This is a genomic window from Mesorhizobium sp. NPDC059025 (assembly GCF_042739655.1).
Lineage (GTDB): Bacteria > Pseudomonadota > Alphaproteobacteria > Rhizobiales > Rhizobiaceae > Mesorhizobium.
In genome coordinates this window covers 267,967-291,585 of sequence record NZ_JBHYIM010000002.1, presented here as the reverse complement: position 1 = coordinate 291,585, position 23,619 = coordinate 267,967, and the positions used below count along the sequence as shown (strand labels likewise).

Genomic DNA, 23,619 nt, shown 5'->3' with positions numbered 1-23,619 from the left:
CGAGCGGTGGCTCGCAGTCACATGCAAAGGGGTTTTCGAGGACCCCGAAAAGGAGAATGGCATGAACCAAGAGGTCATGAATCTCTTCAATCCGCAGGCGCCCGCGCAGGTGTTCGACTCCATTCGCATCTCGCTGGCGTCGCCTGACAAGATTCTGTCCTGGTCGTTCGGTGAGATCAAGAAGCCGGAGACGATCAACTACCGCACGTTCAAGCCTGAGCGTGACGGCCTGTTCTGCGCGCGCATCTTCGGTCCGATCAAGGACTACGAATGCCTGTGCGGCAAGTACAAGCGCATGAAGTACAAGGGCGTCATCTGCGAAAAGTGCGGCGTCGAAGTCACGCTGTCGCGCGTTCGCCGCGAGCGCATGGGCCACATCGAGCTCGCCGCTCCGGTCGCTCACATCTGGTTCCTGAAGTCGCTTCCGTCGCGCATCGGCACGCTGCTCGACATGACGCTGAAGGATATCGAGCGCGTCCTCTATTTCGAAAACTACATCGTCACCGAGCCGGGCCTCACCGCGCTGAAGGAGCATCAGCTTCTCAGCGAGGAGGAATACATGCTGGCCGTTGACGAGTACGGCGAAGACTCCTTCACCGCCATGATCGGCGCCGAGGCGATCCATGACCTGCTCGCTGGCATGGAACTGGAGAAGATCGCGGGCGACCTGCGTTCGGAACTCGCTTCCACGACGTCGGAGCTGAAGCAGAAGAAGCTCCTGAAGCGCCTGAAGGTGGTCGAGAACTTCATGGAATCCGGCAATCGTCCGGAATGGATGATCATGAAGGTCGTCCCCGTCATCCCGCCGGACCTGCGCCCGCTGGTTCCGCTGGACGGCGGCCGTTTCGCGACGTCCGATCTGAACGATCTCTATCGTCGCGTCATCAACCGTAACAACCGTCTGAAGCGCCTCATCGAGCTGCGCGCGCCTGGCATCATCGTGCGCAATGAAAAGCGCATGCTGCAGGAAGCCGTCGACGCCCTGTTCGACAACGGCCGTCGTGGCCGCGTCATCACCGGCGCCAACAAGCGTCCGTTGAAGTCGCTGTCCGACATGCTGAAGGGCAAGCAGGGCCGCTTCCGTCAGAATCTGCTCGGCAAGCGCGTCGACTATTCGGGCCGCTCGGTCATCGTGACCGGTCCGGAGCTGAAGCTGCATCAGTGCGGCCTCCCGAAGAAGATGGCGCTGGAACTGTTCAAGCCCTTCATCTACGCCCGTCTCGACGCCAAGGGTTATTCCTCGACCGTCAAGCAGGCCAAGAAGCTGGTCGAGAAAGAGCGTCCGGAAGTCTGGGATATCCTGGACGAGGTCATCCGCGAGCATCCAGTGCTGCTCAACCGCGCGCCGACGCTGCACCGCCTCGGCATCCAGGCGTTCGAGCCCACCCTGATAGAAGGCAAGGCGATCCAGCTGCATCCGCTGGTCTGCACGGCCTTCAACGCCGACTTCGACGGTGACCAGATGGCGGTCCACGTGCCGCTGTCGCTGGAAGCTCAGCTCGAAGCCCGCGTGCTGATGATGTCGACCAACAACATCCTGCACCCTGCTTCCGGCGCACCGATCATCGTGCCGTCGCAGGACATGGTTCTGGGCCTCTATTATCTCTCGATCGTCAACCAGAACGAGCCGGGAGAGGGCATGGCGTTCGCCGACATGGGCGAGCTGCAGCATGCGCTGGAGACCAAGGCCGTCACCCTGCACGCCAAGATCAAGGGCCGCTTCCGGACCGTTGATGCGGAAGGCAATATCGTGTCGAAGATCTACGACACCACGCCTGGCCGCATGATCCTCGGCGAACTGCTGCCGAAGAACGTCAACGTGCCGTTCGAGACCGCCAACCAGGAGATGACCAAGAAGAACATCTCCAAGATGATCGACACCGTCTACCGTCACTGCGGTCAGAAAGAGACGGTCATCTTCTGCGATCGCATCATGGCCCTCGGCTTTGCTCATGCCTGCCGCGCCGGTATTTCGTTCGGCAAGGACGACATGCTGATCCCGGACACCAAGGAGAAGCTGGTTGCCGAGACCGAGGCTTTGGCCAAGGAATACGAGCAGCAGTACAATGACGGTCTGATCACTCAGGGCGAGAAGTACAACAAGGTCGTCGACGCCTGGGCCAAGTGCTCGGAAAAGGTCGCCGACGAAATGATGGGCCGCATCAAGGCGGTCGAGTTCGATCCTACCGGCCGTCAGAAGCCGATGAACTCGATCTACATGATGTCGCATTCGGGTGCGCGTGGTTCGCCCACCCAGATGCGCCAGCTCGCCGGCATGCGCGGCCTGATGGCCAAGCCGTCGGGTGAAATCATCGAGACGCCGATCATCTCGAACTTCAAGGAAGGCCTCACCGTTCTGGAGTACTTCAACTCCACGCACGGCGCCCGCAAGGGTCTGGCTGACACCGCTCTGAAGACCGCGAACTCGGGTTACCTGACCCGCCGTCTGGTCGACGTGGCGCAGGACTGCATCGTCAACTCCGTGGATTGCGGCACCGACAAGGGCCTCACCATGCAGCCGATCGTCGATGCCGGCCAGATCGTCGCTTCCATCGGCCAGCGCGTGCTGGGCCGCACCGCACTCGACGACATCAACCATCCGGTCACCGGCGATCTGCTGGTCAAGGCCGGTACGATGATGGACGAGCGCGATGTCGAGCAGATCGAAAAGGCTGGCGTACAGTCGGTCCGCATCCGTTCGGCGCTGACCTGTGAGGTCCGCATCGGCGTCTGCGCGGTCTGCTACGGTCGCGATCTTGCGCGTGGTACTCCGGTCAACCAGGGCGAGGCCGTCGGCGTCATCGCCGCGCAGTCGATCGGTGAACCGGGCACGCAGCTCACCATGCGTACGTTCCACATGGGCGGCACCGCCCAGGTGGTCGACTCCTCCTATCTCGAGGCGTCGTACGAGGGCACCGTGTCCGTTCGCAACCGCAGCGTGGTCCGCAACTCCGACGGCAACCTCGTGGTGATGGGCCGCAACATGGCGATCCTGATCCTCGACGAAACCGGCAAGGAGCGCGCCACGCACCGCGTCACCTACGGTTCGCGTATCTACGTGGACGACGGCGACAAGGTGAAGCGCGGCCAGCGTATCGCCGAGTGGGATCCGTACACCCGTCCGATCCTCACCGAAATCGAGGGTCGCGTGGCGTTCGAGGACCTGGTCGACGGTATTTCCGTTCAGGAAACCGCCGACGAGTCGACCGGCATCACCAAGCGCGAGGTCATCGACTGGCGGTCGACGCCGCGTGGTTCGGACCTCAAGCCGGCGATCGTCGTCCAGGATGCCAAGGGCAAGGTCGGCAAGCTGTCGAAGGGCGGCGATGCCCGCTTCCTGCTCTCGGTCGAGGCGATCCTCTCGGTCGAGCCGGGTGCTTCGGTCAAGCCGGGCGACGTGCTTGCCCGTATTCCGATGGAAAGCGCCAAGACCAAGGACATCACCGGTGGTCTGCCGCGCGTGGCAGAACTGTTCGAAGCTCGTCGTCCGAAGGATCACGCCATCATCGCCGAGATCGATGGTACGGTCCGCTTCGGTCGCGATTACAAGAACAAGCGCCGCATCATCATCGAGCCGCATGACTCGACGCTGGAGCCGGTCGAATACCTGATCCCGAAGGGCAAGCCGTTCCATCTCCAGGACGGCGACGTCATCGAGAAGGGCGACTACATCCTCGACGGCAATCCGGCACCGCACGACATCCTGGCGATCAAGGGCGTGGAGGCTCTGGCTTCCTACCTCGTGAACGAAATCCAGGAAGTCTACCGGTTGCAGGGCGTGACGATCAACGACAAGCACATCGAAGTGATCGTTCGTCAGATGCTGCAGAAGGTGGAAATCACCGAGCAGGGCGACTCGACCTACATCCCGGGCGACCATGTCGACGTGATCGAACTGGACGAGATCAACGAGCGCCTGATCGAGGAAGGCAAGAAGCCAGCGGCCGGCCAGCCGGTGCTGCTCGGCATCACCAAGGCCTCGCTGCAGACGCCGTCCTTCATCTCGGCCGCCTCCTTCCAGGAGACGACCCGCGTGCTGACGGAAGCTGCCGTTGCCGGCAAGACCGACATGCTGCAGGGCCTGAAGGAAAACGTCATCGTCGGCCGTCTGATCCCGGCCGGTACCGGTGGCCAGATGAGCCAGATCCGTCGCATCGCGACGCATCGCGACGAGCTCATCCTCGACGAGCGTCGCAAGACGTCGGGCGTCGAAGTGGCCGAGCCGATGCTGACCGAAATGGTCACCGCCGCACAGTAAACGGTCATCAAACGATGCAAAAAAGGGGCCAATTGGCCCCTTTTTCTTTGGTTGCCTGCTTCAGTCGGCGATCGACAGTTGGCGTCCGGTTCCACCCTTGTTTATTGATTGCAGAACCTATCAAACAGCCGAGGTCGTCGTGAAACCCACCACATTCGCTGTCTTCGCAACCCTTGCTGCGACAAGCCAGGCCTTTGCCGGCGGTTGGGCACCTTATGGCAATGCACGCTACAACTACTGGATCGACACGCCGCCCGGGTTCTCAAAGATCGAAGAATCCGCAAACGGCGATGGCGGCACGTCGAGATCGCCGGATGGCCGAGCCGAGCTTGCGGTGTGGGGTAGTTATCCAGGCGAGAACGACTTCTCCAGGGACGTGAAATGGCGCGTCGACCAGGAACGGTCCGATGGCTGGTCGGTCGACTATCAACGTCTGAAATCCAGATGGGCGGTCTGGTCGGGATCGAAAGGCGGTCGCCTGTATTACGAGCGCGCTATCCCTGTATGTGGTGGCGCGGTGGCCTATTTCCGCCTCGAATATGACAAGGCCCAGGCCGGGAGTTTCGATCCCATCGTTGCTCGTCTGGGGAAGTCATTGCGAAGCGGGGACTGCTGAAACAACGCAAGAAACGGAATGCGGAGCCTTTTCGCGGCTTCTACCTTGGCCACAGAAACCCGTTCCAGCTTTAGTTGGAGAACGGGCTACGCCAAGGAGGCCGCCATGAATGCCAGTGTCCATATCCATCGATCCGTCGATCAAGCCGCCGTGCAGCGCGTCGCGGCTTATGATTGGGAGGCACTTGGCGCCGAACTCGACGCTTATGGCTGCGCCGTGATCGGCAAGTTGCTGTCCCCACAGGAATGCACGGATATTGCCGCGCTCTATCCGCATGAGGAGCATTTCCGCAGTCACGTCGTGATGGCGCGCCACGGTTTCGGCAAAGGCGAATACCGCTATTTCAAATATCCGTTGCCGGATCTGATTGGCGGATTGCGTGCCGCGCTTTATCCGCATCTGTCGGAGGTCGCCAATCGATGGAGCGAGCGCATGGGCATGGCCACGCGCTATCCTTCCATGCACCAGGACTATCTCGATCTTTGCCACGCTTCCGGTCAGCAGCGACCGACGCCGCTTCTGCTTCAATACAAGGCAGGCGACTTCAATTGCTTGCACCAGGATCTTTACGGCGATCTCGCCTTTCCGATCCAGGTGGCGGTGCTGTTGTCTGAACCCGGCCGCGATTTCACCGGTGGCGAATTCGTGCTGACGGAGCAGCGGCCACGCATGCAGAGCCGGGCCGAGGTTGTGCCGCTGCGCCAGGGTGATGCCGTCGCTTTCGCTGTCCACAATCGACCGGTACGGGGCATGAAAGGCAACTATCGTGTCAATCTGCGCCACGGTGTCAGTCGCATCCGTTCAGGACATCGCCACACCGTCGGGATCATCTTCCATGACGCGCGCTGAACTTGCGCGTCTTTTCTGTGATGTTGCCGATACTCCTGACAGGAAACGGCGCATGAAGCGGCTAAGCTCGCCGCGGCCCGCGGTGAGCCAACGTTGTGGAGAGTGCACAGGACGATGACGCGCAAAGGCAAGGAGCAGATCGGGTTGGTCTCCGGAACGGTTGCGACGCCGATCGGGCCGTTGGTCGTGATCGAGGACGAGAGCGATGCCCTCTTCATGGTGGAGTTTGCCGATTGCGATGATCGCATGGATCGCTGGTTGCGCCATCGTTTGGCATCTGGTCGGTATTGCCTGAGGGCAGGGACTGTTTCCGCCGGCTCAAGGCAGGCTTTCGCGACCTACTTCGATGGCGAGGTCGATCTCCTTCGTACCTTGCCGGTCAGACTGGACGGCACCGCCTTTCAGAACGAGATGTGGACGGCCCTGCGTGAGATAGCCCCCGGTGAGACACTTGCCTATGGCGCGTTCGCCCAAAGGCTTGGCCGGCCGAATGCTGCGCGCGCCATTGGTCATGCCAATGGTTCCAATCCGCTATCGGTCGTCGTGCCGTGCCATCGCCTTGTCGGCGCCGATGGGGCGCTCACCAATTACGGCGGTGGATTGGAACGCAAGCGTTGGCTGCTTGACCATGAAGCGCGCCACGCCGGATCCTGAACCAACTGGTCCCACCCCAGCTAAAGGCTTGAACCAGGCCGCAGACATGCGTGCCGTTGGCGGCCTGTGCACGATGGGTGCGACAGTTTGACATCGCCTGTCGCTGCTCCATACTCGACCCGGGGATAAGGGCGGGTCCGAAGTTTGATCCATCGCCGGAATGTCGGCGGGGTCATGCGCGAAACGAGGATGCGGTGTCCTGTCCGACCTGATGGTCGCGGTGCCGCAGCGAGGAGGGACCGATGACCGACGCAACCTTGAAATCAGGCCACACGGATGCGGCGGAGCCCAGCCTTCATCGCGTCATGGGGCCATGGCTGCTGCTGCTGTTTATTGTCGGCGATATTCTGGGTACCGGCATCTATGCGCTGACCGGGCAGGTCGCCAAGCAGGTCGGCGGCGTGGTGTGGCTGCCGTTCCTGGTCGCCTTCATCGTCGCCGTCATCACCGCTTTCAGCTATCTGGAGCTGGTCACCAAATATCCTCGTGCAGCCGGTGCCGCGCTCTACACGCACAAGGCCTTCGGCATCCACTTCGTCACTTTCATCGTGGCTTTCGCGGTGATGTGTTCCGGCATCACGTCGGCCTCGACGGCTTCGCGCGCTTTCGCGGTTAATTTCTCCTCTGCTTTCGGCCTCGGGTTGGAAGGCGGCACCGGGATCATCCTGCTCGGGCTTGCTTTCATGGCGATCGTGGCAGCGGTGAACTTCCGCGGCGTCGGCGAAAGCGTGAAGCTGAATGTGGTTCTGACCTGTGTCGAACTCACCGGCCTGCTCATCGTCATCGCAATCGGTCTCTGGGCAATAGGCATGGGGCAGGGCGATGTCTCGAGAGTCACCGAGTTCCATACCCCCGAAGGTGTGAGCCCGTTCTGGCCGGTCATCGCCGCTACGACGCTCGCTTTCTTCGCCATGGTCGGTTTCGAGGATTCGGTCAACATGGCCGAGGAAACCAAGGAGCCGACCAAGATCTTCCCCAAGATCCTGCTCGCCGGCCTGCTGATCACCGGCGTGATCTATGTTCTGGTTTCGGTTTCGGCGGTCACACTCGTTGAGCCGGCGGAACTCGGTGAAGGTGAAGCGCCGCTGCTCAAGGTGGTGTCTACCGGAGCGCCGGGCTTCCCGATCTGGATATTCGCCTTCATCACGATGTTTGCGGTGGCGAACTCCGCGCTCATCAACATGCTGATGGCCAGCCGCCTGGTCTATGGAATGAGCCGTGAGCATGTTCTGCCGCCGGTGCTTGGCAAGGTTCATGCGACCCGCAAGACGCCTTACATCGCCATAGTTTTCACCACGCTGCTCGCCTTCGGCCTGATCACCTTCGTCGGCTCGGTGCCGCAGCTTGGTGGTACGACGGCGTTGCTGCTGCTTTGCGTGTTCACCATCGTCAACATCGCGGTGCTGGTGCTGCGCAAGGACAAGGTCGACCATGACCATTTCACCGCACCGACCATCCTGCCGGTGATTGGCGCCATCGCCTGTGGTTTCCTGACCGGCCCATGGACCGGCCGTAATCCCGATCAATACAAGATCGCCGGCGTGCTTCTGGCACTCGGTGTGGTGCTATGGGTGGTGACCGTTTTCATCAACCGCGCAACCGGCGTCAAGCCGGAAGCTCCGACTGTGGGCGAGGGCGGCATGCCCGGTCCGGTCAACTAGTCGATCGACATGACGCAATGAAAACGGCAGGCCTTGGCCTGCCGTTTCTTTATGCTGCCCATACCGGGTGTGTCAGTCGAAGAATGCCTCGACGACATTGCGTTTGCCGAGCATGAAGGCGTCCGCCACGTGCTGGAGCGGCGCGAGATCGACATCGGATCTTTGACCGCGTACCAGTTCGGCGAAGCGACGGTACAGTGTCGGATACTCAGTGTCCGGACCTTCCTGGATTACCTTGCCGTCGACGGCAAGCCTGGATCCGCCTGCGGAAAGCACCATCGAACCCTTGTCCGTTTCGGCCAGGATGTCCCAGCTTTGCGGACCGGTCTGGCGCCAGTCGAAATCGACAGCCACCGCAATGCCTTTGTCGGTGCGGAAGCTTACCTGCGCTGCGATTGGTGCATCCCGATTTTCCGGAAAATCGAGCGTCGCAGCCGTGATGAACATCGGCGGCAGGATATGGGTGGCAATCGACAAGGCATTGATACCGGGGTCGAACACACCGAAGCCGCCTGGCTGCCAGATCCAGTCCTGGTTCGGATGCCAGCGGCGCACGTCTTCCTTCCAGTTGATGGCAGCCGTCTTGATCCGTGCCGATGCGAGAAAAGTGCGTGCGGCTTCCACGGCAGGCGCATAGCGGGAATGCCACGACGCAAACAACGTCACGCCCCTTTCCGCCGCCAAGGTCTTCAGCTGCTCGACCTCGCTCACCGTCGCACCGGGAGGCTTTTCGAGGAAAACATGTTTGCCGGCCAGGATCGCCGCGCGCGCCGCGTCATGCCGAAACTGTGGGGGCATGCAAAGCGACACGGCTTCGACCGCAGGCTCGCCCGCCAGCAGGGCTTCTATATCGGCAAAGTTTGCGACACCATCCACCTTTCCATGCGGGCTGGCCGCGCCAAGCAGCTTGTAGTCCCTGTCCCGGGCAAGTGCCGGGAGATGCTGGTCGCGGGCGATCTTGCCCACACCGACAATGGCTATGTTGATGGGAGTAGCAGTCATCGCCAGCTTTCTTCAAGTTTGAGTTCGAACGGCCCGCCGGCCAGGAAACGCTCAAGCACGGGCTCGAAGGGGGAGGGATCAATGGCGTTCGCGCGCAACCATTCCTCCGAATAGTAGGTGTTGGCGTAGCGCTCGCCGGAATCGCAGATCAGCGTCACCACCGAACCGCTTTCTCCGGCAGCGATCATGCGTGCTGCGTGAAAGCACATAGCCGCGAAATTGGTGCCGGTCGAACCACCGACACGCCGCCCAAGCCGGCGCGACAACACACGCTTGGCTGCGATCGACACCCCGTCGGGTATGCGCAGCATGTGATCTATGACGCCAGGCACGAAGGATGGCTCGACCCGCGGCCGGCCGATGCCTTCGATACGGGAGGGCCGTTCGCAGGAGCAGCCCGCATCTCGAGTCGCATAGCCCTCAAAGAAAGCGGAATGTTCGACGTCGGCGACCGACAGCCTCGTCGCGTGGCGTTTGTAGCGGATGTAGCGGCCGATGGTCGCCGAGGTACCGCCGGTACCGGCGCCCATCACCACCCAGGAGGGGATCGGGAAGCGTTCCGCGCGCATCTGCTGGAAGATGGATTCCGCGATGTTGTTGTTGCCGCGCCAGTCGGTGGCGCGTTCCGCATGGGTGAACTGGTCCATGAAGTAGCCGCCGAGCCGCTCGGCAAGTTCCGCGGATTCGGAATATATGCGCCGGCCATCGTCGATGAAATGACAATTGCCGCCATAGTGCTCGATGGCGGCTATCTTCTCACGCGAGGTCGAGCGCGGCATCACGGCGTAAAAGGGCGAGCCGATCATGCGTGCGAAATAGGCTTCCGAAACGGCGGTGGAACCTGAGGACGCCTCGACCACCGCTGTGCCTTCACGAATCATGCCGTTGCACAGGGCATATAGAAACAGCGAGCGTGCCAGCCGATGCTTCAGGCTGCCGGTCGGATGCGTGGATTCGTCTTTCAGATAAAGGTCGATGCCGGGGAGGGCCGGCACGTCGAGCATCCATAGATGGGTATCGGCGGAACGATGCTGGTCGGCCTCGATGGCCGCGACGGCACGATCCGCCCAATCCCGCGAGGCCGTCCGTCCGGCCTGTTTCCCTGCCACGACCGTTATCCGCTAGATCGGCTCGTCGAAGGTGACGATCGAGACCTCACCTTCGAGCGCGCCCTGATAGGCTGAGAGATGCGGCTCCTCGTCGGGTTCTTCCTGCATCTCGCCGATCTGGTCCAGCTCGGCTTCGGCATAACCTTCGGCCGCGAGTGATTCCAGGGCGCGGCGCACGGCGGAATCATCATCGGGCGCCATCAGCATCACATGGACGCCTTCCGGCTTGCCGTTTTTCTTCTTCCAGACCCGGCCGGTGATGATCATGACCGGACGGGGCTCGTCATTATCGTTGAGAGGATCCTGCAAAGACTGATTCCTTCCTTTGGCGGCTCCAAAAGAGCATTTTGCCCCTTTTTGCACGAAGCCATGCCAGGCGACAGTTGGAAGCCGGTCACTTTCTTCCTCGCATATGCAAAAAGACGCAAGAATATTACATGCGTCGCGCGCAGGGCAGCCAAGCACTGACGCAAACGTAATTTCTGGGGTTGCGGGCTTGACGGTTTGCGATGTTGCGAGTAGAAGCCGCGACGTCTGAACCGATGTGAGGTCAGCTTTTCCGAGGCGTCGCGCCTTGGAGTTTGCCTCAAACAGGGTTCGTTTTACGAGCGAACGACATTTCCGTCATGCATGAAGCGGCAACGCTTCCTCTGCTTTTTGTTCGGGCAAGACCGCAAACGCGCGGTTTCGGCCCGAATTTGCGTATGGAAAGCCGCTTGAAACGGCCCGTAATGGGTTTGCGACACGAGATTTAGAACTAGAAGGAAGGTTTAATGCCTACCGTAAACCAGCTGATCCGCAAGCCGCGCCAGGTGCCGGCAACGCGAAACAAGGTCCCTGCCATGCAGCAGAACCCGCAGAAGCGGGGCGTCTGCACACGCGTCTACACCACCACGCCGAAGAAGCCGAATTCGGCTCTGCGCAAGGTGGCCAAGATTCGCCTGACCAACGGTTTCGAAGTGATCGGCTACATCCCGGGTGAGGGCCATAACCTTCAGGAGCACTCGGTTGTCATGATCCGTGGCGGTCGTGTGAAGGATCTTCCGGGTGTGCGCTATCACGTGATCCGTGGCGTGCTCGACACCCAGGGCGTCAAGAACCGCAAGCAGCGCCGTTCGAAGTACGGCGCCAAGCGTCCGAAGTAAGGTTTTCCGGCTTCGGCGCTTTTTTATTGTGCGCCAAGCCTGCGAGATTGAGAGACAAGAGCTATGTCCCGTCGTCACAGTGCAGATAAGCGTGAGATCAACCCGGACCCGAAGTTCGGCGATCTGGTGATCACCAAGTTCATGAATGCCGTTATGTATGACGGCAAGAAGTCGATTGCCGAGACGATCGTCTATGGCGCGCTGGACCAGGTGCAGTCCAAGACCAAGCAGGAGCCGGTCGGCGTCTTCCATCAGGCGCTCGACAACGTTGCCCCGCACGTCGAAGTTCGTTCGCGTCGCGTCGGTGGTGCTACCTACCAGGTGCCGGTTGATGTTCGTCCGGAGCGTCGCCAGGCCCTCGCCATTCGCTGGCTGATCACGGCTGCGCGCAACCGCAACGAGACCACCATGGTCGACCGTCTTTCCGGCGAGTTGATGGACGCGGCGAACAACCGCGGCACCGCTGTGAAGAAGCGTGAAGACACCCACAAGATGGCGGAAGCCAACCGCGCTTTCGCGCACTACCGCTGGTAAGCGCGAACGAGACTTGAGAGGCACCTTCCATGGCCCGCGAATATAAAATCGAAGACTACCGTAATTTCGGTATCATGGCGCACATCGACGCCGGCAAGACGACGACGACTGAGCGCGTCCTGTATTACACGGGCAAGTCGCACAAGATCGGCGAAGTCCACGACGGCGCTGCGACCATGGACTGGATGGAGCAGGAGCAGGAGCGCGGCATCACCATCACGTCCGCCGCGACGACGACCTTCTGGCAGGGCCGTGACGGCAAGATGCGCCGCTTCAACATCATCGACACCCCCGGCCACGTCGATTTCACCATCGAAGTCGAGCGTTCGCTTCGCGTGCTTGACGGCGCCATCGCGCTGCTCGATGCCAACGCCGGTGTAGAGCCGCAGACCGAGACCGTCTGGCGCCAGGCCGACAAGTATCATGTGCCGCGCATGATCTTCTGCAACAAGATGGACAAGATCGGTGCTGATTTCTACCGCTCGGTCGAGATGATTGGCTCGCGCCTTGGTGCGCAGGCCGTCGTCATGCAGCTGCCGATCGGCGCCGAGAGTGAATTCAAGGGCGTCGTCGACCTGGTCGAGATGAATGCGCTGGTCTGGCGCGATGAATCGCTGGGCGCTGCCTGGGACGTCGTCGAGATCCCGGCCGACCTGAAGGAAAAGGCCGAGGAATACCGCGAGAAGCTCATCGAAGCTGCCGTCGAGATGGATGACGACGCGATGAACGCCTATCTCGAGGGCAATCTCCCCGACAATGACACCATCCGCAAGCTGATCCGCAAGGGTACCATCGCGGTCAAGTTCTACCCGATGTTCTGCGGTTCGGCTTTCAAGAACAAGGGCGTGCAGCCACTGCTCGACGCCGTCGTCGAATACCTGCCGTCGCCGATCGACGTTCCGGCCATCAAGGGCGTTGACGCCAAGACCGATGCCGAGATCGAACGTCATGCGGACGACAATGAGCCGCTGTCGATGCTCGCCTTCAAGATCATGAACGACCCGTTTGTCGGTTCGCTCACCTTCGCCCGCATCTACTCGGGCAAGCTCACCAAGGGTGCGTCGCTCGATAACACCGTCAAGGGCAAGAAAGAGCGCATCGGCCGCATGCTGCAGATGCATGCCAACTCGCGCGCCGACATCGAAGAGGCTTTCGCCGGCGACATCGTCGCTCTGGCCGGCCTCAAGGAAACGACCACCGGCGACACGCTGTGCGATCCGCTGCATCCGGTCATCCTGGAGCGCATGGAATTCCCGGATCCGGTCATCCAGATCGCGATCGAGCCGAAGACCAAGGGCGACCAGGAAAAGATGGGCCTCGCGCTGCATCGTCTGGCTGCCGAGGATCCGTCCTTCCGCGTCAAGACCGACGAGGAATCGGGTCAGACCATCATCGCCGGCATGGGCGAACTTCACCTGGACATCATCGTCGACCGCATGCGTCGCGAGTTCAAGGTCGAGGCAAATGTCGGTGCTCCGCAGGTGGCCTATCGCGAGACGATCACCCGCACCCACGAGCAGGACTACACCCACAAGAAGCAGACCGGTGGTACCGGCCAGTTCGCCCGCGTCAAGCTGGTGTTCGAGCCGAACCCGGAAGGCGAAGACTACGTGTTCGAGTCCAAGATCGTTGGTGGTTCGGTTCCGAAGGAATACATCCCGGGTGTCGAGAAGGGCATCGGTTCGGTCATGTCGTCCGGTCCGTTCGCTGGCTTCCCGATGATCGGCGTCAAGGCGACGCTCATCGACGGCGCCTTCCACGACGTCGACTCGTCGGTCCTGGCCTTCGAAATCGCTTCTCGTGCTGCCTTCAGGGAAGCTGCGCCGAAGCTCGGCGTCCAGCTGCTCGAGCCGATCATGAAGGTCGAGGTCGTTACGCCTGAGGATTACGTCGGCAACGTCATCGGCGACCTGAACAGCCGCCGTGGCCAGATCCAGGGTCAGGAGACCCGTGGTGTCGCCGTCGTCGTCAACGCGATGGTGCCGCTGGCCAACATGTTCAAGTACGTCGACTCGCTGCGTTCGATGTCGCAGGGCCGCGCCCAGTACACGATGCAGTTCGACCACTACGAGCCGGTTCCGACCGCGGTGGCTCAGGAAGTCCAGAAGAAATACGCGTAATTCCGAGGAATTGCGTCAGTAACCAGGTTTAACGCCTTCGGGCATGCAGGAAATGGAGACCTCACATGGCAAAAGGTAAATTCGAGCGTACGAAGCCTCATGTGAACATTGGCACGATTGGTCACGTTGACCATGGCAAGACGTCGCTGACGGCAGCGATCACGAAGTACTTTGGCGAATACAAGCCTTACGATCAGATCGATGCGGCGCCGGAAGAGAAGGCTCGCGGCATCACGATCTCGACGGCGCACGTCGAGTACGAGACGCCGAACCGTCACTATGCGCACGTCGACTGCCCCGGCCACGCCGACTATGTGAAGAACATGATCACCGGTGCTGCCCAGATGGACGGCGCGATCCTGGTTTGCTCGGCCGCTGACGGCCCGATGCCGCAGACGCGCGAGCACATCCTGCTTGCGCGCCAGGTTGGCGTTCCTGCGATCGTTGTGTTCCTGAACAAGGTCGACCAGGTCGACGACGCCGAGCTTCTGGAGCTGGTCGAGCTGGAAGTTCGCGAGCTTCTGTCGAAGTACGAGTTCCCGGGCGACGACATTCCGATCATCAAGGGTTCGGCTCTGGCTGCGCTTGAAGATTCGGACAAGAAGATCGGTGAAGACGCGATCCGCGAGCTGATGGCAGCGGTCGACTCTTACATCCCGACGCCTGAGCGTCCGATCGACAAGCCGTTCCTGATGCCGATCGAAGACGTGTTCTCGATCTCGGGTCGTGGCACGGTCGTGACGGGTCGCGTCGAGCGCGGCATCGTGAAGGTCGGCGAGGAACTGGAAATCGTCGGCATCCGTCCGACCTCGAAGACGACCTGCACGGGCGTCGAGATGTTCCGCAAGCTTCTGGACCAGGGCCAGGCCGGCGACAACATCGGCGCGCTGCTGCGTGGCGTTGACCGTGAAGGCGTCGAGCGCGGCCAGGTTCTGGCCAAGCCGGGCACGGTGAAGCCGCACAAGAAGTTCAAGGCGGAAGCCTACATCCTGACGAAGGAAGAGGGTGGCCGTCATACGCCGTTCTTCACGAACTACCGTCCGCAGTTCTACTTCCGCACGACGGACGTGACGGGCATCGTCTCGCTGCCGGCCGGCACCGAGATGGTGATGCCTGGCGACAACATCACCGTTGACGTCGAGCTGATCGTGCCGATCGCCATGGAAGAGAAGCTGCGCTTCGCTATCCGCGAAGGCGGCCGCACCGTCGGCGCCGGCATCGTCGCTTCCATCGTCGAGTAAGAAGAACAAGAGATCTGTCGCGGGCGCGGATACGCCCGCGCCGCGCCAGAACAAGGAATAGACGCATGAACGGACAGAATATCCGCATCCGACTTAAAGCGTTCGATCACCGCGTGCTCGATGCTTCGACTCGGGAAATCGTTTCCACGGCCAAGCGCACCGGCGCTAACGTCCGCGGCCCGATCCCGCTGCCGACCCGCATTGAGAAGTTCACGGTCAACCGTTCGCCGCACGTCGACAAGAAGAGCCGCGAACAGTTCGAGATGCGCACCCACAAGCGCCTGCTCGACATCGTGGACCCGACCCCGCAGACGGTTGATGCGCTGATGAAGCTCGATCTGGCCGCCGGCGTGGACGTCGAAATCAAGCTCTAAGAGCTGAACCATGAGCCGGCGGGGTGACCCGACCTGCTCCTCTGAAGGAAGATGAACCGATGCGTTCAGGTGTAATTGCACAGAAGGTGGGAATGACCCGCATCTACAATGATGCCGGCGAGCATGTCCCCGTTACCGTTCTCCGCATGGAGAGCTGCCAGGTCGTCGCACAGCGTACGCAGGAAAAGAACGGCTACACCGCTGTTCAGCTCGGCGTCGGGCTTGCCAAGGTCAAGAACACGTCGAAGGCCATGCGCGGTCATTTCGCCGCCGCCTCCGTGGAGCCGAAGGCCAAGGTCGCCGAGTTCCGCGTTTCGCCGGACAATCTGCTGGACGTCGGTGCCGAATTGACCGTCGACCACTTCGTCGCCGGCCAGAAGGTCGACGTCACCGGCACTTCGACCGGTAAGGGTTTCCAGGGTGTCATCAAGCGTCACCATTTCGGTGGCGGTCGCGCTACCCACGGTAACTCGCTGTCGCACCGCGTGCACGGCTCGACCGGTCAGCGCCAGGACCCAGGCAAGGTGTTCAAGGGTAAAAAGATGGCCGGTCACATGGGTGCTACCCGGGTGACCACGCAGAACGTCGAGGTCGTTTCGACCGACGCCGATCGCGGCCTCATTCTCATTCGTGGCGCGGTTCCGGGCACCAAGGGCGCCTGGATCCTGGTTCGCGACGCCGCCAAGGTTGCGCTGCCTGCCAACGCGCCGAAGCCGGCCGCGATCCGCGCCGCCGCCAACAATCAGGCTCCGGCCACCGAGGGAGCGGAATAATGGACCTCAAGATCACCACTCTCGCCGGCAAGGATGCCGGCAAGGTGAAGCTCTCGGAAGAGATCTTCGGCCTTGAGCCACGCGAGGACATCCTCGCCCGCGTCGTTCGCTGGCAACTTGCCAAGAAGCAGCAGGGCACGCATCAGGCCAAGGGTCGCGCCGACATCGCGCGCACCGGTGCCAAGATGTACAAGCAGAAGGGTACGGGCCGCGCCCGCCACCATTCGGCACGCGCTCCGCAGTTCCGCGGCGGTGGCAAGGCTCATGGTCCTGTCGTTCGCAGCCATGAATTTGACTTGCCGAAGAAGATCCGCGCGCTTGGCCTGAAGCACGCTTTGTCGGCCAAGGTGAAAAGCTCGTCGATTATCATCGTCGACGATCTGAAGCTGACGGAAGCCAAGACCAAGGCGCTGGTGGAGAACTTTGCTTCGCTCGGCCTGACCAACGCCTTGCTTATCGGCGGTGCCGAGCTCGACCAGGGCTTCAAGCGGGCTGCTGCCAACATTCCGAACATCGACGTGCTGCCTATTCAGGGCATCAACGTCTACGACATTCTGCGCCGCGGCACGCTGGTCCTTTCCAAGGCCGCCGTCGAGGCTCTCGAGGAGCGCTTCAAATGACCGACCTTCGTCATTACGACGTGATCGTCTCGCCGGCGATCACCGAAAAGTCGACCATGGCGTCCGAGCAGAACCAGGTGGTCTTCAACGTCGCCAAGAAGGCGTCGAAGCCGGAGATCAAGGCAGCAGTCGAGGCGCTGTTCGGCGTCAAGGTGACGGCTGTGAACACGCTGGTCCGCAAGGGCAAGGTGAAGCGCTTCCGCGGCACGATCGGCCGCCAGGGCGACGTCAAGCGAGCAGTGGTGACGCTGGCCGATGGCCAGTCGATCGACGTCGCGACGGGTCTCTGAGCTAGGCCGCGAGGACAACGACAATGGCACTGAAGAAATATAACCCGATAACGCCGAGCACCCGCCAGCTGGTCATCGTCGACCGCTCGGGCCTCCACAAGGGCAAGCCCGTCAAGGGCCTGACCGAGGGCCTGACCAAGTCGGGCGGCCGCAACAACTACGGTCGTATCACGGCCCGCTTCATCGGCGGTGGCCACAAGCGCACCTACCGCATCATCGACTTCAAGCGTCGCAAGCTTGATGTTGTCGGCACGGTCGAGCGCCTGGAATACGATCCGAACCGCACTGCCTTCATCGCTCTCATCAAGTATGAGGATGGTGAGCTGAACTACATCATCGCCCCGCAGCGCCTGCAGGCCGGTGACAAGGTTGTGGCTGGTGAAGCGGTCGACGTGAAGCCAGGCAATGCGATGCCGCTGTCGGCCATGCCGGTGGGCACCATCGTGCACAACATCGAGCTGAAGCCCGGCAAGGGCGGTCAGGTTGCGCGCTCGGCTGGTGCCTATGCCCAGCTCGTCGGTCGCGACCAGGGCATGGCGATCCTTCGCCTGAACTCGGGTGAGCAGCGCATCGTGCACGGCTCGTGCTTTGCGACTGTCGGTGCCGTGTCGAACCCCGACCACGGCAACATCAACGACGGCAAGGCCGGTCGTTCGGTGTGGCGTGGCAAGCGCCCGCACAACCGCGGTGTTGCCATGAACCCGGTCGACCATCCGCACGGCGGTGGTGAAGGCCGCACCTCGGGTGGCCGTCATCCGGTCACGCCGTGGGGTAAGCCCACCAAGGGTAAGAAGACGCGGTCCAACAAGGCGACCGATAAGTTCATTGTGCGCTCGCGCCATCAGCGCAAGAGCTAAGAAGAGGTAACGCCAAGTGACTCGTTCGATTTGGAAAGGCCCCTTCGTCGACGGCTACCTTCTGAAGAAGGCAGACAAGGTTCGTGAAGGTGGTCGTAGTGAGGTGATCAAGATGTGGAGCCGCCGCTCCACCATCCTGCCGCAGTTCGTCGGCCTCACCTTCGGTGTCTACAACGGCCAGAAGCATGTCCCGGTCTCGGTGAACGAGGACATGGTCGGTCACAAGTTCGGTGAATTCGCTCCGACCCGGACCTATTACGGTCACGGCGCGGATAAGAAAGCGAAGAGGAAGTAATCATGGGCAAGGCCAAAGCTCCGCGCAGGCTTGCTGATAACGAGGCTCGTGCAGTTCTGCGCACGATCCGCATCAGCCCTCAGAAGCTGAACCTGGTTGCTGCGATGATCCGCGGCAAGAAGGTTGCTGCTGCGCTCAACGATCTGGAATTCTCGCGCAAGCGGATTTCGGACACCGTGAAGAAGACGCTGGAATCGGCGATCGCCAACGCGGAAAACAACCACGACCTCGATGTCGATGCGCTGATCGTGGCTGAGGCCTATGTCGGCAAGTCGATCGTCATGAAGCGTTTCCACGCTCGTGGCCGCGGTCGCGCCAGCCGTATCGAAAAGCCGTTTTCGCACCTCACGATCGTCGTGCGTGAGGTTGAAGAGAAAGGGGAGGCCGCATAATGGGTCAGAAAATCAATCCGATCGGTCTCCGTCTCGGCATCAACCGCACCTGGGATTCCCGCTGGTACGCAAACACCGGCGAGTACGGCAAGCTGCTGCATGAAGACCTGAAGATCCGCGAATATCTTGAGAAGGAACTCAAGCAGGCCGCGATCTCGAAGATCGTCATCGAGCGTCCGCACAAGAAGTGCCGCGTGACCATTCACGCCGCTCGCCCGGGTCTGATCATCGGCAAGAAGGGCGCCGACATCGAGAAGCTTCGCAAGAAGCTGACCGAGATGACGCAGTCCGAAACGCACCTCAACATCGTTGAAGTGCGCAAGCCGGAGACCGACGCGACGCTGATCGCTCAGTCGATCGCGCAGCAGCTCGAGCGCCGTATCGCATTCCGTCGCGCCATGAAGCGCGCCGTGCAGTCGGCCATGCGTCTCGGTGCCGAGGGCATCCGCATCAACTGCTCGGGCCGTCTCGGCGGCGCCGAAATCGCCCGCATGGAATGGTACCGTGAAGGCCGCGTGCCGCTGCATACGCTGCGCGCCGATGTCGACTACGGCACCGCCGAAGCCCAGACCGCTTATGGTATCTGCGGCGTCAAGGTGTGGGTATTCAAGGGCGAGATCCTCGAGCACGACCCGATGGCTTCGGAACGTCGTGCTACCGAAGGCGATCATTCGCAGGGCGGTGAGCGCTCCGAGCGCAGCCGTCGTCGCGAAAACGCCTGATAGGCATAGGAATCTGGAGTTAGAACGATGCTGCAGCCAAAGCGCACAAAGTTCCGTAAGCAGTTCAAGGGCCGCATCCACGGCACCGCGAAAGGTGGCACCAACTTGGATTTCGGCGGCTTCGGACTGAAGGCGCTGGAGCCGAACCGCGTCACCGCGCGTGAGATCGAGGCGGCCCGCCGCGCGATCACCCGCGAGATGAAGCGTGCCGGCCGGGTCTGGATCCGTGTGTTCCCGGACGTTCCGGTGACCTCGAAGCCAACCGAAGTTCGCATGGGTAAGGGTAAGGGCGCGGTCGACTACTGGGCTTGCCGCGTCAAGCCGGGCCGCGTCATGTTCGAGATCGACGGTGTGTCGGAAGAGATCGCTCGCGAGGCCCTGCGCCTCGGTGCCGCCAAGCTCTCGGTTCGCACGCGCTTCGTGCAGCGCATTGCAGAATAAGGAAGGGCTAAGCGATGAAGGCCTCTGATGTACGTATGAAGACCGTCGACGAGCTCGACGCTGATCTTGCCGATCTGAAGAAGGAGCAGTTCAACCTGCGCTTTCAGAAGGCCACCGGCCAGCTCGAAAAGACCGCGCGCGTGAAGCAGGTCCGCAAGGACATCGCGCGCATCAAGACCATCGCTGCTGAAAAAGCAGCGGCCAAGAAGGCATAAGGACGAGAATCATGCCAAAGCGCATCCTGCAGGGCACCGTCGTCAGCGACAAGAACGAGAAGACGGTCGTCGTCAAGGTCGAGCGTCGCTTCACCCACCCGGTGATGAAGAAGACCGTGCGCATGTCGAAGAAGTACAAGGCGCATGACGAGAACAACACCCACAAGGTGGGCGACCAGGTGTCCATCCAGGAATCGGCTCCGATTTCCAAGGATAAGCGCTGGGTCGTGATCGGTTCCGATCAGGCGTAACGAAACGAATTTTGGACAGACCGGGGAGGGGCTCTTAAGCCCGTCCCGATAGCGAAGAAGAAGGCGGCCAGTCATGATTCAGATGCAAACAAACCTCGACGTCGCGGACAACTCCGGCGCTCGTCGTGTCATGTGCATCAAGGTGCTGGGCGGCTCGAAGCGGAAGTATGCCTCCGTTGGCGACATCATCGTGGTGTCGATCAAGGAAGCCATTCCGCGCGGCCGCGTGAAGAAGGGTGATGTGATGAAGGCGGTCGTGGTTCGCACGGCCAAGGACATCCGTCGTCCGGACGGCAGCGTGATCCGTTTCGACAAGAACGCAGCCGTTCTCGTCGACAACAAGAAAGAGCCGGTGGGCACCCGTATCTTCGGGCCGGTTCCGCGCGAACTTCGTGCGAAGAACCACATGAAGATCATCTCGCTCGCACCTGAAGTGCTGTAAGGAGCCGGAGAAATGCAAAAGATCCGCAAAGGCGACAAGGTCGTCGTGCTTTCCGGCAAGGACAAGGGCCGCTCCGGCGAAGTTCTGTCCGTTCAGCCGAAGGAAGACACCGCGATTGTTCGCGGTATCAACATCGTGGTTCGCCACCAGCGTCAGACCCAGGCCCAGCAGGGCGGTCTGATCCGCAAGGAAGCGCCGATCCACCTTTCGAACATCGCCGTTGCCGATCCCAAGGATGGCAAGCCGACCCGTATCGGCTTCAAGCTTGAGAAGGACGGCAAGAAGGTACGAGTCGCCAAGCGCTCGGGAGAAGTCATCAATGGCTAAGGCAGCACAAACCGCGCAGAACACGCCGCGCCTGAAGCAGGTCTACAACGAGACCATCAAGAAGGCGCTGCTGGAGCAGTTCAAGTACGACAACGAGATGCAGATTCCACGCATCGACAAGATCGTGCTGAACATGGGTGTCGGCGAAGCCACGGGCGACTCCAAGAAGCCTTCGGTCGCTGCCGAGGATCTTGCGATGATCGCCGGCCAGAAGCCGGTCATCACCCGCGCCCGCAAGTCGATCGCCGGCTTCAAGGTTCGCGAGAACATGCCGATCGGCACCAAGGTGACGCTCCGCAAGGAGCGCATGTATGAATTCCTGGACCGCCTGGTCAACATCGCGCTGCCGCGCGTTCGCGACTTCCGCGGCCTGAATCCGAAGAGCTTCGATGGCCGCGGCAACTACGCCATGGGCATCAAGGAGCACATCGTGTTCCCGGAGATCAACTACGACAAGGTCGATCAGATCTGGGGCATGGACATCATCGTTTGTACGACTGCGAAGACGGACGACGAAGCCAGGGCGCTGCTCAAGGCTTTCAACTTCCCCTTCCGCCAGTAACGGCAGCGAGCAAAGGAAAAATCTGAAATGGCAAAGACCAGCTCAGTCGAAAAGAACAACCGGCGCCGCAAGCTTGTGGACCAGTACGCTGCCAAGCGTAAGGCCCTCAAGGAAATCGTCATGGATCAGTCCAAGCCGATGGACGAGCGTTTCCGCGCCCAGCTGAAGCTCTCGGCCCTGCCGCGCAACTCGGCCAAGATCCGCATCCGTAACCGCTGCGAAGTCACGGGCCGTCCGCGCGCCTTCTATCGCAAGCTCAAGGTCTCGCGTATCGCGCTTCGCGATCTCGGCAATACCGGCCAGATCCCGGGCCTGGTCAAGTCGAGCTGGTAAGGAGGACAAGAAATGTCATTGAGTGATCCTCTCGGCGATATGCTGACCCGCATCCGCAACGCCTACGGCCGCAAGAAGTCGTCGGTGTCGACTCCGGCCTCGCGTCTGCGCGCCCGCGTTCTCGACGTGCTGAAGTCGGAAGGCTATATCCGCGACTACAGCCAGACCGACTTCGACAACGGCAAGTCGGAAATCGAGATCGAACTGAAGTATTTCGACGGCAATCCGGTCGTGCGCGAAATTTCCCGCGTTTCGAAGCCGGGCCGCCGCGTCTACGTTTCGGCAAAGTCGATCCCGCAGGTCGCCAACGGCCTCGGCATCGCCATCCTTTCGACCCCGAAAGGCGTCATGGCCGATCACGAAGCACGCGAGCAGAACGTCGGCGGCGAAGTCCTCTGCCAGATCTTCTGATCGGCGAGTTGAGATAGGAAGGACGAGAGAAAATGTCTCGTATTGGTAAAAAGCCCGTCTCGGTACCGGCCGGCGTAACCGCAACCGTCAACGGCCAGACCGTGACGGCCAAGGGACCGAAGGGCGAACTGAAGTTCGTGGTCAACGACGAAGTTCTGGTCAAGCTGGACGAAGGCCACATCGCCGTCGAGCCGCGCGACCAGTCGAAGGACGCACGCTCCAAGTGGGGTATGTCGCGGACCCAGATCGTCAACATCCTGACCGGCGTGAAGGACGGCTTCGAAAAGAAGCTTGAGATCACCGGCGTTGGTTATCGCGCTGCCATGCAGGGCAAGAACCTGCAGCTGGCGCTCGGCTTTTCCCATGATGTGGTTTATGAGACCCCGCAGGGCATCACGATCACTGTAGGCAAGCCGACCGAAATCACCGTTTCGGGCATCGACAAGCAGCAGGTCGGCCAGGTTGCGGCCGAGATTCGCGAATATCGCGGCCCAGAACCCTACAAGGGCAAGGGCGTGCGTTATGCTGGCGAGAAGATCGTCCGCAAGGAAGGCAAGAAGAAGTAATAGGCTTGGCCCTGAACCGATTGTTCGGACAGGGCCAAATCCAGGAAATGCAACGCCACGGGGTGTTGCCGCGGGAGGAGAAAAACCTACCGCACAGGGCAACCCCCGTCTTACAAGGCAGGAATTACGACCATGGCAACCAAAGAAGCCACGCAGCGCCGCTCGGCGCGTATCCGTCGCCAGATCAAGGCAGTCGCCAACGGCCGCCCGCGTCTTTCGGTGCACCGTACCTCGAAGAACATCTATGTGCAGGTGATCGACGACGCCAGCGGCCACACCATCGCCGCCGCTTCGACGCTCGAGAAGGATTTCAAGGCGGCCAAGAAGACCGGCGCCGACACCGCTGCTGCAGCTGCCGTCGGCAAGCTCGTTGCCGAACGCGCCGTCAAGGCAGGCATCAAGGATGTCGTGTTCGATCGTGGCTCCTACATCTATCACGGCCGCGTCAAGGCGCTGGCCGAAGCCGCCCGTGAAGGTGGCCTGAACTTCTAAGCCTGAACCTTTCCGAAAGCCGGCTTCGAAAAAGGGGCTGACATTTCGGAACGGATCGTGCAGAAGG

The 23,619-nt window shown here is 61.1% G+C and carries 30 protein-coding genes; 27 read left to right on the top strand and 3 right to left on the bottom strand.

The window, feature by feature from the left end:
* The first annotated feature begins 61 nt into the window (after nt 1–61).
* The 5 genes from rpoC to ACFWYE_RS05595 all read left to right on the top strand — a co-directional run bounded on the left by rpoC (nt 62) and on the right by ACFWYE_RS05595 (nt 8,038).
* Entirely contained in the window at nt 62–4,258 is a 4,197-nt protein-coding gene (rpoC, locus tag ACFWYE_RS05615; RefSeq protein WP_379110117.1) for a DNA-directed RNA polymerase subunit beta', read from the top strand.
* A gap of 139 nt (nt 4,259–4,397) precedes the next feature.
* A complete protein-coding gene (locus ACFWYE_RS05610) occupies nt 4,398–4,874 on the top strand; it encodes a hypothetical protein (protein ID WP_379110116.1) in 477 nt (158 codons plus the stop codon).
* Between the two features lie 105 nt (nt 4,875–4,979).
* The gene (locus tag ACFWYE_RS05605) at nt 4,980–5,723 is read left to right on the top strand and encodes a 2OG-Fe(II) oxygenase (protein ID WP_379072263.1); all 744 of its coding nucleotides are present in this window, start codon (nt 4,980–4,982) and stop codon (nt 5,721–5,723) included.
* 114 nt (nt 5,724–5,837) lie between these two features.
* Nucleotides 5,838–6,377 carry a methylated-DNA--[protein]-cysteine S-methyltransferase gene (locus ACFWYE_RS05600; RefSeq protein ID WP_379110114.1) on the top strand — a complete coding sequence of 180 codons (540 nt, stop codon included), beginning with the start codon at nt 5,838–5,840 and terminating at the stop codon, nt 6,375–6,377.
* A 242-nt stretch (nt 6,378–6,619) separates the two neighbouring features.
* Nucleotides 6,620–8,038, top strand: coding sequence for an APC family permease (locus ACFWYE_RS05595; protein ID WP_379110113.1), 1,419 nt, complete (start codon nt 6,620–6,622; stop codon nt 8,036–8,038).
* Nucleotides 8,039–8,110: 72 nt separating this feature from the next.
* On the opposite strand, the gene ACFWYE_RS05590 is transcribed toward ACFWYE_RS05595, so the two are convergent.
* From ACFWYE_RS05590 to ACFWYE_RS05580, 3 genes are read right to left on the bottom strand one after another with little or no spacing between them, the layout of a single operon-like run.
* Nucleotides 8,111–9,040 (bottom strand): Gfo/Idh/MocA family protein, encoded by a 930-nt coding sequence (locus tag ACFWYE_RS05590; protein WP_379110111.1) that lies wholly within the window; start codon nt 9,038–9,040, stop codon nt 8,111–8,113.
* Entirely contained in the window at nt 9,037–10,149 is a 1,113-nt protein-coding gene (locus ACFWYE_RS05585; protein ID WP_379072254.1) for a PLP-dependent cysteine synthase family protein, read from the bottom strand. The genes ACFWYE_RS05590 and ACFWYE_RS05585 overlap by 4 nt, the downstream gene beginning before the upstream one ends.
* 12 nt (nt 10,150–10,161) lie before the next feature.
* Entirely contained in the window at nt 10,162–10,416 is a 255-nt protein-coding gene (locus tag ACFWYE_RS05580) for a transcriptional regulator (RefSeq protein WP_129416422.1), read from the bottom strand.
* A gap of 506 nt (nt 10,417–10,922) precedes the next feature.
* On the opposite strand from ACFWYE_RS05580, the gene rpsL reads away from it, so the two are divergent.
* From rpsL to rplR, 22 genes are all read left to right on the top strand, one after another.
* Nucleotides 10,923–11,294, top strand: coding sequence for a 30S ribosomal protein S12 (rpsL, locus tag ACFWYE_RS05575; RefSeq protein ID WP_024927095.1), 372 nt, complete (start codon nt 10,923–10,925; stop codon nt 11,292–11,294).
* Between the two features lie 63 nt (nt 11,295–11,357).
* Entirely contained in the window at nt 11,358–11,828 is a 471-nt protein-coding gene (rpsG, locus tag ACFWYE_RS05570) for a 30S ribosomal protein S7 (protein ID WP_379072252.1), read from the top strand.
* 29 nt (nt 11,829–11,857) lie between these two features.
* Nucleotides 11,858–13,948, top strand: a complete 2,091-nt coding sequence (fusA, locus tag ACFWYE_RS05565; RefSeq protein WP_379072250.1) for an elongation factor G — start codon at nt 11,858–11,860, stop codon at nt 13,946–13,948.
* Nucleotides 13,949–14,013: 65 nt separating this feature from the next.
* The gene (gene tuf / locus ACFWYE_RS05560) at nt 14,014–15,189 is read left to right on the top strand and encodes an elongation factor Tu (RefSeq protein WP_379072248.1); all 1,176 of its coding nucleotides are present in this window, start codon (nt 14,014–14,016) and stop codon (nt 15,187–15,189) included.
* A 65-nt stretch (nt 15,190–15,254) separates the two neighbouring features.
* Complete coding sequence (gene rpsJ / locus ACFWYE_RS05555; protein WP_006205468.1) at nt 15,255–15,563, top strand: 30S ribosomal protein S10; 309 nt, start codon at nt 15,255–15,257, stop codon at nt 15,561–15,563.
* A 59-nt stretch (nt 15,564–15,622) separates the two neighbouring features.
* Complete coding sequence (gene rplC, locus ACFWYE_RS05550) at nt 15,623–16,336, top strand: 50S ribosomal protein L3 (RefSeq protein WP_101934567.1); 714 nt, start codon at nt 15,623–15,625, stop codon at nt 16,334–16,336.
* Nucleotides 16,336–16,956 carry a 50S ribosomal protein L4 gene (rplD, locus tag ACFWYE_RS05545; RefSeq protein ID WP_379072246.1) on the top strand — a complete coding sequence of 207 codons (621 nt, stop codon included), beginning with the start codon at nt 16,336–16,338 and terminating at the stop codon, nt 16,954–16,956. The genes rplC and rplD overlap by 1 nt, the downstream gene beginning before the upstream one ends.
* Entirely contained in the window at nt 16,953–17,246 is a 294-nt protein-coding gene (locus ACFWYE_RS05540; protein ID WP_054311478.1) for a 50S ribosomal protein L23, read from the top strand. The genes rplD and ACFWYE_RS05540 overlap by 4 nt, the downstream gene beginning before the upstream one ends.
* A 23-nt stretch (nt 17,247–17,269) precedes the next feature.
* Nucleotides 17,270–18,103 (top strand): 50S ribosomal protein L2, encoded by an 834-nt coding sequence (rplB, locus tag ACFWYE_RS05535; protein WP_379110108.1) that lies wholly within the window; start codon nt 17,270–17,272, stop codon nt 18,101–18,103.
* 16 nt (nt 18,104–18,119) lie between these two features.
* The gene (rpsS, locus tag ACFWYE_RS05530; RefSeq protein ID WP_054311480.1) at nt 18,120–18,398 is read left to right on the top strand and encodes a 30S ribosomal protein S19; all 279 of its coding nucleotides are present in this window, start codon (nt 18,120–18,122) and stop codon (nt 18,396–18,398) included.
* A gap of 2 nt (nt 18,399–18,400) precedes the next feature.
* A complete protein-coding gene (rplV, locus tag ACFWYE_RS05525; protein ID WP_101934562.1) occupies nt 18,401–18,790 on the top strand; it encodes a 50S ribosomal protein L22 in 390 nt (129 codons plus the stop codon).
* Nucleotides 18,790–19,512 (top strand): 30S ribosomal protein S3, encoded by a 723-nt coding sequence (gene rpsC, locus ACFWYE_RS05520; RefSeq protein WP_129415658.1) that lies wholly within the window; start codon nt 18,790–18,792, stop codon nt 19,510–19,512. The genes rplV and rpsC overlap by 1 nt, the downstream gene beginning before the upstream one ends.
* Nucleotides 19,513–19,539: 27 nt before the next feature.
* Entirely contained in the window at nt 19,540–19,953 is a 414-nt protein-coding gene (gene rplP / locus ACFWYE_RS05515; RefSeq protein WP_054311483.1) for a 50S ribosomal protein L16, read from the top strand.
* A gap of 14 nt (nt 19,954–19,967) precedes the next feature.
* Nucleotides 19,968–20,168, top strand: a complete 201-nt coding sequence (gene rpmC / locus ACFWYE_RS05510; RefSeq protein WP_054311484.1) for a 50S ribosomal protein L29 — start codon at nt 19,968–19,970, stop codon at nt 20,166–20,168.
* A gap of 11 nt (nt 20,169–20,179) precedes the next feature.
* Nucleotides 20,180–20,419, top strand: a complete 240-nt coding sequence (gene rpsQ, locus ACFWYE_RS05505; RefSeq protein WP_054311485.1) for a 30S ribosomal protein S17 — start codon at nt 20,180–20,182, stop codon at nt 20,417–20,419.
* A 73-nt stretch (nt 20,420–20,492) separates the two neighbouring features.
* Nucleotides 20,493–20,861, top strand: coding sequence for a 50S ribosomal protein L14 (rplN, locus tag ACFWYE_RS05500; protein ID WP_024924768.1), 369 nt, complete (start codon nt 20,493–20,495; stop codon nt 20,859–20,861).
* 12 nt (nt 20,862–20,873) lie between these two features.
* Nucleotides 20,874–21,188: a 50S ribosomal protein L24 gene (rplX, locus tag ACFWYE_RS05495; RefSeq protein WP_379072232.1), complete on the top strand. Its 315-nt coding sequence runs from the start codon at nt 20,874–20,876 to the stop codon at nt 21,186–21,188.
* Nucleotides 21,181–21,750 carry a 50S ribosomal protein L5 gene (gene rplE, locus ACFWYE_RS05490; protein ID WP_379110105.1) on the top strand — a complete coding sequence of 190 codons (570 nt, stop codon included), beginning with the start codon at nt 21,181–21,183 and terminating at the stop codon, nt 21,748–21,750. Before rplX ends, rplE begins: the two co-directional genes overlap by 8 nt.
* A gap of 27 nt (nt 21,751–21,777) precedes the next feature.
* Nucleotides 21,778–22,083 (top strand): 30S ribosomal protein S14, encoded by a 306-nt coding sequence (gene rpsN, locus ACFWYE_RS05485; protein ID WP_129415655.1) that lies wholly within the window; start codon nt 21,778–21,780, stop codon nt 22,081–22,083.
* A 12-nt stretch (nt 22,084–22,095) separates the two neighbouring features.
* Nucleotides 22,096–22,494 carry a 30S ribosomal protein S8 gene (gene rpsH, locus ACFWYE_RS05480; protein WP_101934556.1) on the top strand — a complete coding sequence of 133 codons (399 nt, stop codon included), beginning with the start codon at nt 22,096–22,098 and terminating at the stop codon, nt 22,492–22,494.
* Between the two features lie 32 nt (nt 22,495–22,526).
* Nucleotides 22,527–23,060 carry a 50S ribosomal protein L6 gene (gene rplF / locus ACFWYE_RS05475; RefSeq protein ID WP_379072223.1) on the top strand — a complete coding sequence of 178 codons (534 nt, stop codon included), beginning with the start codon at nt 22,527–22,529 and terminating at the stop codon, nt 23,058–23,060.
* A 132-nt stretch (nt 23,061–23,192) separates the two neighbouring features.
* Nucleotides 23,193–23,552, top strand: a complete 360-nt coding sequence (gene rplR / locus ACFWYE_RS05470) for a 50S ribosomal protein L18 (protein ID WP_379072220.1) — start codon at nt 23,193–23,195, stop codon at nt 23,550–23,552.
* Nucleotides 23,553–23,619 lie beyond the last annotated feature (67 nt).